At 72.1% G+C, this 14,381-nt stretch carries 9 protein-coding genes; 8 read left to right on the top strand and 1 reads right to left on the bottom strand.

Annotated features, from left to right (window positions below; translation table 11 throughout):
- Positions 1 to 9 precede the first annotated feature (9 nt).
- From AC21LY_RS15400 to AC21LY_RS15370, 7 genes are all read left to right on the top strand, one after another.
- Positions 10 to 3,318 carry an ATP-dependent helicase gene (locus tag AC21LY_RS15400; protein WP_489047388.1) on the top strand — a complete coding sequence of 1,103 codons (3,309 nt, stop codon included), beginning with the start codon at positions 10 to 12 and terminating at the stop codon, positions 3,316 to 3,318.
- A complete protein-coding gene (locus AC21LY_RS15395) occupies positions 3,311 to 6,613 on the top strand; it encodes an ATP-dependent helicase (RefSeq protein ID WP_489047387.1) in 3,303 nt (1,100 codons plus the stop codon). Before AC21LY_RS15400 ends, AC21LY_RS15395 begins: the two co-directional genes overlap by 8 nt.
- 80 nt (positions 6,614 to 6,693) lie before the next feature.
- Entirely contained in the window at positions 6,694 to 7,668 is a 975-nt protein-coding gene (locus AC21LY_RS15390) for an ABC transporter permease (protein WP_489047386.1), read from the top strand.
- Entirely contained in the window at positions 7,665 to 8,525 is an 861-nt protein-coding gene (locus AC21LY_RS15385) for an ABC transporter permease (protein WP_489047385.1), read from the top strand. Before AC21LY_RS15390 ends, AC21LY_RS15385 begins: the two co-directional genes overlap by 4 nt.
- The gene (locus tag AC21LY_RS15380) at positions 8,522 to 10,510 is read left to right on the top strand and encodes an ABC transporter ATP-binding protein (protein ID WP_489047384.1); all 1,989 of its coding nucleotides are present in this window, start codon (positions 8,522 to 8,524) and stop codon (positions 10,508 to 10,510) included. The genes AC21LY_RS15385 and AC21LY_RS15380 overlap by 4 nt, the downstream gene beginning before the upstream one ends.
- Complete coding sequence (locus AC21LY_RS15375; protein WP_489047382.1) at positions 10,491 to 12,185, top strand: ABC transporter family substrate-binding protein; 1,695 nt, start codon at positions 10,491 to 10,493, stop codon at positions 12,183 to 12,185. The genes AC21LY_RS15380 and AC21LY_RS15375 overlap by 20 nt, the downstream gene beginning before the upstream one ends.
- Positions 12,186 to 12,241: 56 nt before the next feature.
- Positions 12,242 to 12,772, top strand: coding sequence for a hypothetical protein (locus AC21LY_RS15370; RefSeq protein WP_489047381.1), 531 nt, complete (start codon positions 12,242 to 12,244; stop codon positions 12,770 to 12,772).
- Between the two features lie 3 nt (positions 12,773 to 12,775).
- Here the strand turns inward: AC21LY_RS15370 and AC21LY_RS15365 are convergent, their stop codons facing one another.
- Positions 12,776 to 13,174 (bottom strand): DoxX family protein, encoded by a 399-nt coding sequence (locus AC21LY_RS15365; RefSeq protein WP_489047380.1) that lies wholly within the window; start codon positions 13,172 to 13,174, stop codon positions 12,776 to 12,778.
- 96 nt (positions 13,175 to 13,270) lie between these two features.
- Between AC21LY_RS15365 and AC21LY_RS15360 the strand changes: the two genes are divergently transcribed.
- Entirely contained in the window at positions 13,271 to 14,371 is a 1,101-nt protein-coding gene (locus AC21LY_RS15360) for a potassium channel family protein (protein ID WP_489047379.1), read from the top strand.
- Positions 14,372 to 14,381 lie beyond the last annotated feature (10 nt).

Raw genomic sequence — 14,381 nt, 5'->3', positions numbered from 1 at the left:
GGGTGTGAGATGAGCGCGGGAGCCGGGAGCCGGACGTCCGACGGTGCGGGGAAGCACCGTCGTCCGCGGCTGCGCCTGCAATACACACCCCCGGAACCCCCGCCGGTCCGCGAGTGGGCGGGGCCGGTCGCCGCCCTCGTCGCCCCTGCGGCGGGAGAACTGCCGTTGGACGTGGGCGGCTGGGCGCCGTACCGGATCCGCGGCGGGCCCGGCACCGGCAAGACCTCCGCACTCGTGGACATCGCGGTGGCGAAGCTGACCGACCCGTTCGTCGATCCGGAATCGGTGCTGATCCTCACGGGGAACAAGCGGGCCGCGGCGGCGCTGCGGCGCGAGCTGTCGGCCCGGGTGCTCGCGGGGCGGGAGGGCGTGCACGCCTCCGGCGAGCCGCTGGTGCGTACCGTGCACTCGCTGGCCTTCGCGGTGCTGCGGCTGCAGGCCTCGAGCACGGGAAGCCCGCCGCCGCGCCTGATCACCGGCTCGGAGCAGGACGCGGTGGTCCGGGAACTGTTGCGCGGCAACCTGGAGGACGGCGGCGCCTTCTGGCCGGAACGCCTGCGCCCCGCGCTCGCCACCAATGGTTTCGCGGGCGCGTTGCGCGACCTCTTCGCGCAGGCGGCGCAGCGCGGGGCCGGCCCGGACGAGATCGAGGAACTCGCGCGCCGCCACGGCCGCGACGAATGGCTGGCGGCGGCGAACGCGTTGCGCGAGTACCAGGAGACCACGCTGCTGCGCGGCTCCGTCGGCCTCGCGGGGCCGCAGGCCGTGGCCCCCGCGGTGGACGCGGCGGAACTCATCGACGCCGCCGTCACCGCGCTCGCCACCGACGACGCGCTGCTCGCGCAGCAGCGCGAGCGCATTCGCTTCCTGCTGGTCGACGATGCGCAGAACCTCGATCCGCTGGCCTCGGCGCTGATCCGGCTGCTCGGCACCGGTACCGAGCTCACCGTGATCGCGGGCGATCCGGACCAGGCGGTCAACTCCTTCCGCGGCGCCAGCACCCGCTTCCTCCAGAACCTCGACGTGACGCCGGAGCGGGACGTGGTGCTCGAGCGCAGTTTCCGGTTCGGGGATGAGGTCGCGGGCGTGGTGAACCGCGTCTCCGCCCGGCTGCCGAACCGGTTCGGCGCGATCGCGCCGGAACGGCCGCGGCCCGGCTCCGCGGTCGTCCGGCTCTTCTCCACGCCGGCGAAGGAGGCGGACGCGATCGCCGCGCTGCTCCGCCGCGAGCACGTGCTGGGCGGCGTGCCCTGGGAGGAGATGGCCGTCGTCGTGCGCTCGGTCTCCGCGTCGATCGCGCCGCTGCGACGCGCGCTGGCCTACGCGGGTGTGCCGGTCACGGTCCCCGCTGACGACGTGCCGCTCGCCCGGCAGCGGGCCGTGCACGCGCTGCTGCTGGTGCTCCGCGCGGCCGTCGCGCCCGAGGGCCTCGACCCGGCGGAGGCGGTCACGCTGCTGTCCGGGCCCGTCGGCGGCGGCGATCCGCTGACCCTGCGCCGCGTCCGGCGGGCGGTGCGCCGCGCCGATCCCACGGAGGACCGCGGCTCGGCGGAGATCCTCGCTGCCGTGCTCACCGAGGCGGCCGAGTTCGAGCCCTACAAGGCGGTGCTCACCGAGTTCGAGGCCGAGCCGGTGGAACGGGTGCTGGCGGCCGTCCGAGCGGCCCGCGCAGCGGCCGGGCACGGCACCGTCGAGGAGGTGCTCTGGTCCGCGTGGGCCGCCACCGGCCTCGCCGCGCGCTGGGGAGCGCTGGCCCTGCGCGGCGGCACCCTGGGGGAGCAGGCCGACCGTGACCTCGATGCCGTGATGGGGCTCTTCGACTCCGCGGCCGACTTCACGGACAGCCTGCCCACGGCATCGGTCGGGGCGTTCGTCGAGTACCTGCAACAACTGCAGATCCCGCGGTCCGACCGGGCCCGCGGCCGCAGCGGGCAGGCCACCGTGCCGGGCGTCACGCTGTTGTCCGCGCACAGCACCGTCGGGCGGGAGTGGGAGGTGGTCGCCGTGGCCGGCGTCCAGGAGGGGCGCTGGCCCAACCTGCGCCGCCGCGGTGGGCTGCTCGGCACAGACGAGCTGGTGGACGCGCTCGACGGGATGGATCCGTCGGCGCTGCCCACGGTCTCCCGGTCGCTGCCGCTGCTCGCGGAGGAGCGGCGGCTGTTGCTGCTGGCCTGTTCGCGCGCGCGCCGCACCCTGCTCATCTCGGCGGTCGACACCGCCGACGGTGACGGCGATCTAGTGCCCTCGCGCTTCCTGCAGGGCATCGCACCGTCGGGCGACGATGATCCGGAGACCTACACGCCCGCGGTGGAGAGCGCACCGTCGGCGTCCCTGGATCTGCGCACCCTGGTCGCCGTGCTGCGTTCGGTCGCCTGCGATCCCGCGCGCGAAGCGGAGGAGCGGGCCCACGCGGCGCGGCAGCTCGCGCGGCTCGCCGCGGATCGGGTGCCCGGAGCCCACCCGGACAGTTGGTACGGGCTGGCGGGGGCAAGCACCGACGATCCGCTGTGGTCGCCGGAGGAGGGACCGGTGGCGCTGTCCCCGTCGAACGTCGAATCGTTGTCGGCGTGCGCCCTACGGTGGATGCTGGAGCGCTTCGGCGGCAGCGACGGCGACTCCGCGAAACAGGCCACCGGCAACCTGGTGCACACCCTGGTGCAGGCCGTCGCGGGGCGCATCCCGAAGGACGAGGTGAGTCGCTCGCTCAAGAAGGTCTGGGACCGCGTCGACCTCGAGGCGGACTGGTTCGCGCAGCGGGAGCTGGCGCGCACCGAGGAGATGCTGGAGTCCTTCCGTGCGTGGCTCGCCGGCAGCCGGGGCGAGCTCACCGAGGCGGGCGTCGAGATCGGCGTCGACGCCGTGATCGAGGGAGATGCGGCGGCCGGCGGCGACGTTCCGGACGTGCGGATCCGCGGCCGGATCGATCGGTTGGAGCGCGACGCGCTCGGCCGGGCCGTCGTGGTGGACGTCAAGACCGGGCGCACCCTCCCGACCCAGGCGGAGGGACAGGCGCAGGCGCAGCTGCGCACCTACCAGGTGGCGCTCGCGCACGGCGGGATCGGCGGCGTCCCCGAGGTCCCGGGCGGGGGCAAGCTGGTGTACGTCGCCAAGGCGCACACCAAGACCGGCGCCACCGTGCGCGAACAGGACGCGCTGACCCCGGCCGACGTGGACGAGTGGCTCGGCGTGATCCGCGAGGCCGCGCGCCGCACCCGTGGGCCCGAGTTCCCGGCCACGCTGAACGCGTCCTGCCAGTACTGCGCGGTGGCGTCGTGCTGTCCGGTGGTCGACAAAGGACGGGCGGTGACGGATGACTGACGGGTTCCCGCATGCGCCGCTGATCTCGGCGGTGGACCTGGCGCACGAGCTGGGCCAGGCCTTCGCGCCCACAGACGAGCAGCGCGCCGTGATCGAGGCGCCCCTCGGGCCGTGTCTCGTGGTCGCCGGGGCGGGCGCGGGCAAGACGGAGACGATGGCCGGCCGGGTGGTCTGGCTGATCGCGAACCGCTACGTCACGCCGGACGAGGTGCTCGGACTGACCTTCACCCGGAAGGCCGCGCAGCAGTTGATGATCCGTGTGCGTAAGCGGCTGGCGCGCCTGGCGGGGGCACCGGTGGTGGACCGTATCGATCCGTCGGGGGAGCTGCGGGCGTCGCTGCGCACCGTCGAGCCCGAGATCAGCACGTACCACGCCTACGCGGGCAGGCTGCTCGGCGACTACGGCATGCTGTTGCCGGTCGAGCCCACGGTGCGGCTGGTCTCGGAGACCGAGCGGTGGCAGATCGCCTACGACGTGGTGACCGGCTGGGACGAGGCGCTGGAGCTGGACCGGAACCCGGCGAACCTCACCGAATGGGTGCTCGGCCTGTCCGGCGCGCTCGCCGATCACCTGGTCACGCCCGACCAGTTGGAGGCCGACGACGACGAACTGGAGAGGCTGATCGGCCTGCTGCCGCCCGGCCCCCGGCAGCGCGCCGCGCCGAACGCGGCGTTGCTCAAGGCGGCGGAGGTGCAGGAGCAGCGGCGGCGCCTGATCCCGCTGGTACGTGCCGTCGCCGCGGAGATGCGGGCCCGCGAGGTGCTCGACTTCGGCAGCCAGATGGGGCTGGCCGCGCAGCTCGCGCTCGCCAATCCCGATGTGGCGGGCCTCGAACGGGCCCGGTTCGGCGCCGTCCTCCTCGACGAGTACCAGGACACCGGTCACGCGCAGCGCATGCTGCTCGCCTCGCTCTTCGGCGGTCCGAGCGGCGCGGCGGCGGTGACGGCGGTCGGCGACCCGATCCAGTCGATCTACGGTTGGCGCGGCGCCTCCGCCGCCAACCTGCCCCGGTTCGCGACGGACTTCCCACGGGGCGACGGCAGCCCAGCGCCGCGCCGTGAACTGCTCACCAGTTGGCGCAATCCGACGAGCGCGCTCAGTCTCGCCAACGCCGTCTCGGAGGACCTGCGCAGTCGCGGGGTGCCGGTCTCCGAGCTCAAGGCCCGCCCGGACGCGCCCGAGGGCGACCTGCGGATCAGCCTGCACTCGACGGTGATCGACGAGCGGGACTGGGTCGCGGACGCCATCGCCGCGCAGTGGCGCGGCCGGATCGAAACGGGGGAGGAGCCGCCGACGGTGGCGGTGCTCGTGCGCCGCAACGCCGATTCGGCGGGGATCGCCGCGGCCCTCGGCGAGCGCGGCGTGCCCGTCGAGGTCGTGGGCCTCGGCGGGCTCCTGCACACCCCCGAGGTGCAGGACGTGGTGGCGCTGCTGCGGCTCGCCGTCGAGCCGCTCGCGGGCACCGCCGCGATGCGGCTGCTCACCGGGCCGCGGTGGCAGCTCGGCGCCGCCGACCTGAAGGCCCTGTGGGACCGCGCCCGCCGGATCGCGCACACCACCGGTCGCGCCGCCGCGGGCGCCGTCGCCACGCCCGAGCAACTCGACGCCGCCCTCGACGCGACGCTGCCCTCGGAGAGCCTCGACGCCGCGGGCCTGGGCGACGCGATCGCGGATCCGGGACCGGACGGGAACTACTCGGCGGCGGGCCTGGCGAAGATCCGCTCGCTGGACCGCGAGGTCCGGCACGTGCGCGAACGGCTGGGTCATCCACTGCCAGAGGTGGTGGCCGAGGCCGAGCGGGTGCTGGGCGTGAGCATCGAGACCCGGATCCGCGCGTCCCGCCAGCTCGGTGGGCGCGCCACCGGCCGCGAGCACCTCGACGCCTTCGCCGACGTGGTGGTCTCCTACGCCGAACGCCCGACCGCGACGCTGCCGGGCCTGCTCGCCTTCCTCGCCGCCGCCGAGAAGGTGGAGGGCGGCCTCGCCCCCGGCGACGTGGAGGTCGCCACCGACCGCGTGCAGGTGCTCACCGTGCACTCGGCGAAGGGCCTGGAGTGGGACGTGGTGGCGGTACCGCACCTGTCGGAGGGCATCTTCCCCTCGAACCGGGCGCTGCCCACGTGGCTCTCGACGCCGGCGGAGCTCCAGCCGAACCTGCGGGGCGATCTCGCCGAACCCGGCGAGTCCGACGGGGTGCCGCGGTTGGACCTCGACGGGTGCAACAACCGCAAGGATCTCGAGGACGCGCTCGACGCCCATAAGAAGGCGCTCAAGGGCATGAACATGCACGAGGACGAGCGCCTGTTCTACGTCGCGGTCACTCGCACCCAGTCGGTGCTCCTGCTCTCCGGGCACTACTGGAGCGAGGACGTCAAGACGCCGAAGGCGCCGTCGCGCTTCCTCGTCGCGGCGCGCGATCACGCGCCCGATGCGGTGGCGGAGTGGGCCGGCGAGCCGCTCGAGGACGCGCCGAACCCGCTCGAGACCGAGCCGGTCCGGCTGCCGTGGCCGCGCGACTTCCTCGGCGCGCACCGGGCCGACGCCGACGCGGGCGCGGAACTCGTTCTCGCCGAACTGCGGCGCGGCGCCGTCGAACCCGATCCCGAGGAGCCCGATCCGCACGGTTGGGCCGCCGAGGTCACCGCCCTCCTCGCGGAGCGCGCGCAGCAGGCCGAGCTGGAACTCGAGGTGGCGGTGCCGCGCGAGATGTCGGTGAGCCAGCTCGTGGAATTGCGGCGCAGCCCCGCGACGTTCGCCGGCCGGCTGCGGCGCCCGGTTCCGTTCAAACCGAACCCGTACGCCCGCCGCGGCACTGCCTTCCATGCCTGGCTCGAACGCCGCTACGGCGCCTCTCGCCTCCTCGACATCGACGAACTGCCCGGCGCCGCCGACGGGGACGCGGGTTCGGACGAGAATCTCGCGCTGCTGCAGCGGCGTTTCGAGGAGAGCCCGTGGGCGGCGCGTACCCCGGTCGACATCGAGGTGCCCTTCGAGATCGCGGCCGCCGGCACCGTCGTGCGCGGGCGGATGGACGCGGTCTTCCGCGACCCGGGCGGCGGCTTCACCGTGGTCGACTGGAAGACGGGCGCGCGGCCGACCGAGCCCACCGACGAGCGGGCCGTCGCCGTGCAGCTCGCGGCGTACCGGCTCGCGTGGGCGCGGTTGCGCGACGTTCCCGTCGAGGACGTGCGGGCCGCCTTCTTCTACGTGCGCTCCGGTGAGACGGTGGCACCGTCGGACATGCTCGACCACGCCGGACTGGCGAGCTTGATCACGAGCGCCGGCGCAGGCTGATCCGATTCCGCGGTTCGGGTGGACGCCGTGGCGGCGGTGGCTTATGTTGCTCCGAAACCGTGAATTGAGGTTGGGAAAGCATGGCGCGATATCTCGCGAGGCGGCTGGTGAACTACGTCGTTCTGCTGCTCCTCGCGACGTTCGTCGCGTACATGCTGGCGTCGGCCACGTTCGACCCGCTGGCATCGCTGATCGGGCGGAATCCGCCCGTCCCCGAGGCGACCCTGGCCGCCAAGCGCGCGGCGCTGCACCTCGACGACAATCCGGTACTGCGGTACCTGAAGTGGCTCGGCGGCGTGCTGCACGGCGACTTCGGCGAGACCGTCGCAGCGGGCAGCGTCAACGACGAACTGGGCACGCGGCTGCTGGTGAGCCTGCGGATGGTGACGATCGGCACCGTCCTCGGCGCGGTCATCGGGACCCTGCTCGGCGCGTATTCCGCCGTGCGGCAGTACAAACTGTTCGACCACCTCGCCACGGCGGCGACCTTCGTGCTGCTCTCCCTGCCGATCCTGGTGCTCGCGCCGATCGTGAAATGGCTCGCCGTGCAGGTCAATCAGGGCCTGGGGCACACCGTCTTCCAGTTCACCGGTGAGACCACGCCGGGCGCACCATCCGGCCTGTGGAACGAGATCCTGGACCGTGCGAACCACCTCCTGCTCCCGACGATCGTGCTCACCCTGTTCACGCTCGGCGGCTACAGCCGGTACATGCGCGGATCCATGCTCGACGAGTTGGGCGCCGAGTACATCCGTACCGCCCGCGCGAAGGGACTCACCCGCGGCCGAGCCGTCTTCCGGCATGGATTCCGCACCGCGCTGATCCCGATGGCCGCGCTGTTCGCGTTCGGGATGAGCGCCGTGATCACCGGTGCCACCTTCACGGAGCGGGTCTTCGGCTGGTACGGCATGGGCGACTGGCTGGTGTTCGGCGTCTCGTCCCAGGACATCAACATCACGCTGGCCGTCACCTTCTTCTCCGCGGTCTCGGTGCTGGTGGCCGGCTTCTTCACCGATCTGATGACGGCCGCGCTCGACCCCCGGGTGCGCTCGTGAGCAGCCGCGGCAGTGTCGTGCTGCGGAGGTTCCTGCGCAACCGCCTCGCGCTGGTGGGCGCGGCGGTGCTCGTGCTCATGGTCGCCGGGGCGTTCGTCCTGCCCGAGGTGTATCCGCACGATTACCAGGCGATCGACCCGCTCGCCCTCCTCACGCCGCCGAGCCCCGAGCACTGGTTCGGCACCAACGCCATCGGCCAGGACGTCTTCGCGCAGACGATGCGCGGCCTGCAGAAGTCGATGATCATCGCGCTACTGGTCGCCCTCCTGTCCACTGTGATCGCGGGCGTCGTCGGCGCCACCTCGGGCTACCTCCGCGGCGCCACCGACAGAGTGCTGACGTGGATGACCGAGGTGCTGCTCGTGGTGCCCTCCTTCGTGGTCATCGCCATCTGCAGTCCCTGGTTCAAGGGCAGGAACTACCTGCTGCTGGTGCTCCTGCTGGCACTGTTCAGCTGGATGGTCTCGTCCCGGATGGTGCGCGCCATCACGCTGTCGCTGCGCGAGCGCGAGTACGTGCGCGCGGCGCGGTACATGGGTGCCCCGCGCCGCACCGTGATCGCCCGGCACATCCTGCCCAGCATGTCGTCGGTGCTGATCGTGGACGTCACGCTCAACGTGGGCGTGGCGATCGTCGCCGAATCCACACTGAGCTACTTCGGTTTCGGCGTGCAGCGGCCCGACATCTCGCTCGGCACGCTGATCGCCGACGGCACCTCCTCGGCCCTGACCTACCCCTGGCTGTTCCTGTTCTGCATCGGGGCGCTGGTGCTGATCGTGATGAGCGTCAACCTGATCGGCGACGGGCTCCGCGACGCACTGGACCCGACGAACGCGGCGGGAGGTGCGCGAGCGTGACGGAACGGAACGTCCTGACGGTGCGCGACCTGCACGTCGAGTTCGCGGGCGCGGGCGCGAAGGAGCCCGCCGTCCGGGCGGTCCGCGGCCTCGACTACGAGGTCCGCCGCGGCGAGGTGCTCGCGATCGTCGGCGAATCCGGGTCCGGGAAGTCCGTCTCGTCACTGGCGGTGATGGGGCTGCTCCCGGACGCGGCGCGGGTACGCGGGTCGATCGAGCTGAACGGCACCGAGCTGCTGGGACTCTCGGACGTCGAACTGTCGCGGGTGCGCGGCTCCCAGGTGTCGATGGTCTTCCAGGATCCGCTCACCGCGCTCACCCCGATCTACCGGGTCGGCGACCAGATCGCCGAGGCGCTGCGCGTGCACGACCGGCGGATGAACCGCGAGACCGCGCGCCGCCGCGCCGTCGAACTGCTGGACCTGGTCGGCATCCCCGAGCCGCACGTACGCGCCAAGTCCTTCCCGCACGAGTTCTCCGGCGGCATGCGGCAGCGGGTCGTGATCGCCATCGCCATCGCGAACAACCCCGACCTCATCATCGCGGACGAGCCCACCACCGCCCTCGACGTGACGGTCCAGGCGCAGGTGCTCGACCTGCTGCTCACGGCCCGCGACGTGACCGGCGCGGGCGTCGTCCTCGTGACCCACGACCTCGGCGTCGTCGCCGGCACCGCGGACCGCACGCTCGTGATGTACGCGGGCCGCGCGGTCGAACGCGCGCCCGTGACGGAGCTGTTCGCGCGGCCCGCCATGCCCTACACGCTGGGCCTCCTGGGCGCCATCCCGCGGATCGACGACGCCCGGGATCGCCTGGTGCCCATCGACGGTGCGCCGCCCTCCCTCGCGGACCTGCCCCCGGGCTGCACCTTCGCGCCGCGGTGCCCGATCGCCGTCGACGACTGCACCGCGGCCGAACCCGCGTTACGGCCGGTGGGCGTCGACCATGAGGCGGCCTGCATCCGCACCGGCATCACGATCGACGAGACGCCCGAGGAGGTGTTCGGGGTCGACGCCCCGTCGGTCGACCCGGGCGACGGCGCGGCACCGTCGGGCGACTCCCCGGGGGACGCCCCGGCACCGGAGCCCGGCGTGGTGTTGCGCGTGGACGACCTGCACGTGCGCTACCCGGTCTACGCGGGCACGCTGCTGCGCCGCAAGGTCGGCGAGCGGGAGGCGGTGCGCGGCATCGGGTTCGAGCTCCGCGCGGGTCGCACGCTGGCGATCGTCGGCGAGTCCGGCTCGGGCAAGTCGTCGACGCTGATGGAGATCCTCGGGTTCGAGAAGCCAGGGCAGGGCACCGTCGAACTGTTCGGACGCGAGCCGTACACCCTGACGGCGGCGGAGCAGCGCACGCTCCGCGCACGGGCGCAGGTCGTCTTCCAGGACCCGATGGGCTCGCTCGACCCGCGGATGCCGGTGGGGGAGCTGATCGCCGAACCGATGCGCGTGCACGGCGTTCCGGCGGGGGAGCGGCGGGCCAGGGTCGCAGAGCTGATGGCGCAGGTCGGCATGAGCCCGGACCTGGTCGACCGGTTTCCCGCGCAGTTCTCCGGCGGGCAGCGCCAGCGCATCGGCATCGCCCGCGCCCTCGCGCTGCGCCCCGAGGTGCTGCTGCTCGACGAGCCCGTCTCGGCGCTGGACGTCTCGATCCAGGCCGGGGTGCTGAACCTGCTGAAAGACCTCCAGGCGGAGCTGGGGCTCGCGTACCTTTTCGTCAGCCACGACCTGTCGGTGGTGCGGCATCTGGCGGACGACGTCGCCGTGATGCGGGACGGGCGGTTCGTCGAGACCGGGACTGCGGAACGGATCTTCTCCGACCCGCAGGACCCGTACACGCGGGCGCTGCTGGCTGCGGTGCCGGTGCCCGACCCCGCGGTCGCGCGGCGCCGGGTGGCCGCCGCGGTGGAACTGGTGAACGCCATCGAGGATCAACCGAACACCGAATCGACGGGAGAAGAGCGCAATGCGGACACGAACACATAGGAGATTCGCGAGACTGCTGGCCCCGGCCGGCGTCGCGATCATGGTCGTGGGGCTGCTCGCGGGCTGCGGCCAGGGCGGCAACGCGCCCACCGGACCCGACTCGTTCGCCGCGAAGGCGGCGTTCAACCCGCACCCGGTGAGCGATCTCAAGGCCGGCGGCAACATGAACTGGCCGATCTCGCAGTGGATCGCGAACTGGAACTACAACCAGCTCCAGGGCACGACCGTGGACATGGGGCAGATGCGGCAGGCGCTGTTCCCGCAGTCCGCCAAGGCGGCCGAGGACGGCTCCCTGACCGTGGACACCCGGTACTTCACCTCGATCAAGGACTCCACCGTGGACGGGAAGTTCACGGTGACCTACGAGATCAACCCCAAGGCCACCTGGTCCAACGGCCGCCCGCTGGACTGGACCGATCTCGAAGCGCAGTGGAAAGCCCTGAACGGGAAGAACACCGAGTTCCAGGCCTCGGGAACCACGGGCTACGACCAGGTCGACTCCGTCCGCCGCGGTGACAGCGACAAGCAGGTCATCGTCACCTACGCCGCGCCGTACGCCGACTGGCTGAGCAACTTCAGCCCGTTGCTTCCGCGGGAGGTCAACGTCACTCCCGAGTCCTTCAACACCGGCTTCGTCGCCGTGGCGCCGCCGACCGCCGGCCCGTTCCGGGTCCGGACGGTGGACTCCGCCGCGAAGCGCGTAGTGGTCGAACGGAATCCCGCCTGGTGGGGCGAGCGGCCGGTGCTCGATACCATCACCTACCTCGCCCTCGACGCGTCCGCGTCCATCGGCGCGCTGCAGAACGGCGAGATCGACTTCTTCGACCTCGGCAGCCAGATCGACGGCTTCAAGGCGGCGCGGGCCATGCCGGGCGTCGAGATCCGTCAGTCCCTGGGCTTCCAGTGGCGGCACTTCGATTTCAACGCCGCGGCCGGCCGGCCGACCGCCGATAAGGCGGTCCGTCTGGCGATCATGCGCGCCGTGAACCGGGACCTCATCGCGAAGGCGCTGCTCGGGCCGATCACCAGCAACCCGACGGTGCTGAACAACCACATCTTCGTGGCGGGCGAGAAGGGCTACCAGGCCAACAACGGCGACATCACCTTCGACCCGGAACGGGCGCGCAAGGAGCTCGACGCCGCCGGTTGGAAGCTCGACGGGCAGTTCCGGAAGAAGGACGGCAAGCAACTCGACATCAGTGTGGCCGTCCCCGCGGGCCAGCAGAACGCCGCGCAGGAGGCGCAGCTGATCCAGCAGAACCTGCGTGATGTGGGGATCAACTTCACGATCGACGGCAAGCCGACGAACGAGTTCCTCCCCAAGTACATCAACCTCGGCAACTACGACACCACGATCTTCACCTGGGAGGGCACCCAGACACCGATCTCCAGCTCCCTGGGGATCTACGAGCTGCGCCCGGGCGCGCGCCTGCAGAACTACGGGCAGGTGGGCAGCGACGCGATCAACGCGCAGATCGCGGGGCTCAAGGTGGAGACCGACGCCGCCAAGCAGATCGAGATGGTCAACCAGCTGGACGCACTGATCTGGCAGGAGGGCCACAGCCTCCCGCTGTACCAGCGCCCCTATAGCTTCGCCACCAAGAAGGAACTCGCGAACTTCGGCGCCCCGGGCTTCGGCGACTTCGAGATGGAGAAGATCGGCTGGCTGAAGTAGGCCGCCTGCGGGGTGCGCTCGGGTACCCGGCCGCGGTCACCGTCGTCGCTCTCGGAGTGCTCGGCGGTGCCGCGACGGCCGCCCGCCCGGACGCCCGCGCGGCGCTGTTCCTGCTCGCTCTCGTGGTGCTCGGGTACTCGGCGTGGCGGCTCGGGTACGCGGCGGCGACGGTGCCGGGCGGGACGGTGCGCTCGCGGGTGCGGCAGGAGCGCGGGGTCGTCTCGCGGGCGTGGCTCGAGACTGACGACGGGACGTGGCGGCCCGTGTACTTCGCCACCGGCCTGCTCGCGCTCTCGCCCGGCGACCCGGCCGCGGTAGGCGCACCGTCGGGCCGGCCCCGGCGCACCCGCCCACCCGGGCGACTGATCGACGCGCCCCGGTATTCGCCTGCGGCACGGGCGACCCGGGCCCGGGAGGTGGGAACGGTGCGCCGCCGCCTGCAGGTCGACGGTGCGGTGGCGGCGGCGGGCCTGGCGCCCGCGCTGCTGTGGTGGTTCGCGCTCGGCACGAGCCCGCTGATCACCGTGCCCGCGGGTCTGGCGTGCGGGTACTGGTGGGCGGCGATCCGCGGCTCGGACCCGACGTAGCGGTCAGGGCCGGTCGCGGGCGATCTTCACCGCGGTGACGATCATCGGGATCTGGAGCGGCAGCCGGGCGTAGGCGCCCAGTTTCAGCGGTAGCGGCTTGTCGGACCACTGCTGCGCCATGTACACGTTCGCGGGGAACACCGCCGCGAACAGGGCGGTGGCGGCGACGCCGCCGAGCCGGCGGGTCTGCGGTGCGGCCAGCAGCGCAGCGGTGGTGAGTTCCGCGACGCCCGAGAGCCGAGTCGCACGACGGGGCGTCAGCCCGAAGGGGAGGTTCGGCGGCACGATCGAGTCGAAGGGCTTCGGCGCGACGAAGTGCAGGGCACCCATCCCGGCGAGGGACAGCGCCATGCCGCGGGCGATCTTGTCGGTCCGGCGAGCGGGCCGGTCTGTGGACACCATCGCAAGATTGTGGCAGATTGCTCGACGGCTCCGCCCGACGTGCTAGACCGGACGGGTGATCACCAGCAGTTCTCGCGAGGAATCGTCCAGGTAGGTATGTCCGCACGCACCAAGTTCCGTCGCCGGAGCAAGTCCGAACTGACGGACCTCCCCGACCACGCGCTGGTCAGTGTCCTGCGCATACCCGCGGGCGACTCGAATCCGTGGCGCGCCATCGGCGCACGCGTCCTGGTCGCGCTGGCGGCCCTGATGCTCGCGGTGCTCATCGTCTACATCGAGCGGGACGGCTACCGGGACTCCGCCATCGAGGCGGGGACCGCCGGCAAGCAGACGATGACCTTCCTCGACTGCCTGTACTACGCGACCGTCTCCCTCTCGACCACGGGCTACGGCGACATCACGCCGATCACCCAATCCGCGCGCCTGGTGAACGTGATGCTGATCACCCCGCTGCGCATCCTGTTCCTCATCGTCTTGGTCGGTACCACGCTCCAGGTCCTCACGGAGCGGTCCCGCCAGGCGTTCAAGATCCAACGCTGGAGGTCTGCTGTGCACAACCACACGATCGTCGTGGGCTACGGCACGAAGGGCCGGACCGCGGTGAGCGCGATGATCAACGACGGCATGGAACCCGGCAAGATCGTCGTCGTCGACACCGACCAGGCCGCGCTCGAGGTGGCCGAGATCGACGGGCTCGTGACGGTTCGCGGCGACGCCACCAAGGCGGACGTGCTCAGGCTCGCGGGCGCGCCGCGCGCCGCGTCGATCATCATCGGCGCCAACCGCGACGACGCGGCGGTGATGGTGACCCTGACCGCGCGCGAGCTCGCGCCGCGCGCCAAGATCGTCGCGTCGATCCGCGAGTCGGAGAACGTGCACCTGCTGAGGCAGTCCGGCGCCGACTCGGTGGTCGTCTCCTCCGAGACCGCCGGCCGGCTGCTCGGCATGGCGACCACCACCCCGTCGGTGGTGGAGATGATCGAGGACCTGCTCTCGCCCGGCGACGGCTTCAACATCGCCGAGCGCGAGGTCACCCGCGTCGAGGTCGGCCGCTCGCCGCGGCACCTGCCCAACATCGTGCTGGGCGTGGTCCGCAAGGGCAACCTCTACCGCGTCGATTCGCCCGCCGTGTCCGTCGTCGAGGCCGGCGACCGGCTGCTGTACGTCCGCAACGCGGACACCAAGGTCGGGAGCTGATCGGCGGTTC

The sequence above is a fragment of the Tsukamurella sp. II2bb genome (assembly GCF_057815145.1).
The sequence above is the reverse complement of the archived record's forward strand: the minus strand, read 5'-3'. Positions and strand labels throughout refer to the sequence as shown.

What these genes read in the sequence shown, in the direction of transcription:
- AC21LY_RS15390 (WP_489047386.1), top strand. Translation starts at nt 6,694, where the DNA reads ATGGCGCGATATCTCGCGAGGCGGCTGGTGAACTACGTCGTTCTGCTG.
- AC21LY_RS15365 (WP_489047380.1), bottom strand. Translation starts at nt 13,174, where the DNA reads ATGGTGTCCACAGACCGGCCCGCTCGCCGGACCGACAAGATCGCCCGC.
- AC21LY_RS15400 (WP_489047388.1), top strand. Translation starts at nt 10, where the DNA reads ATGAGCGCGGGAGCCGGGAGCCGGACGTCCGACGGTGCGGGGAAGCAC.
- AC21LY_RS15375 (WP_489047382.1), top strand. Translation starts at nt 10,491, where the DNA reads ATGCGGACACGAACACATAGGAGATTCGCGAGACTGCTGGCCCCGGCC.
- AC21LY_RS15360 (WP_489047379.1), top strand. Translation starts at nt 13,271, where the DNA reads ATGTCCGCACGCACCAAGTTCCGTCGCCGGAGCAAGTCCGAACTGACG.
- AC21LY_RS15395 (WP_489047387.1), top strand. Translation starts at nt 3,311, where the DNA reads ATGACTGACGGGTTCCCGCATGCGCCGCTGATCTCGGCGGTGGACCTG.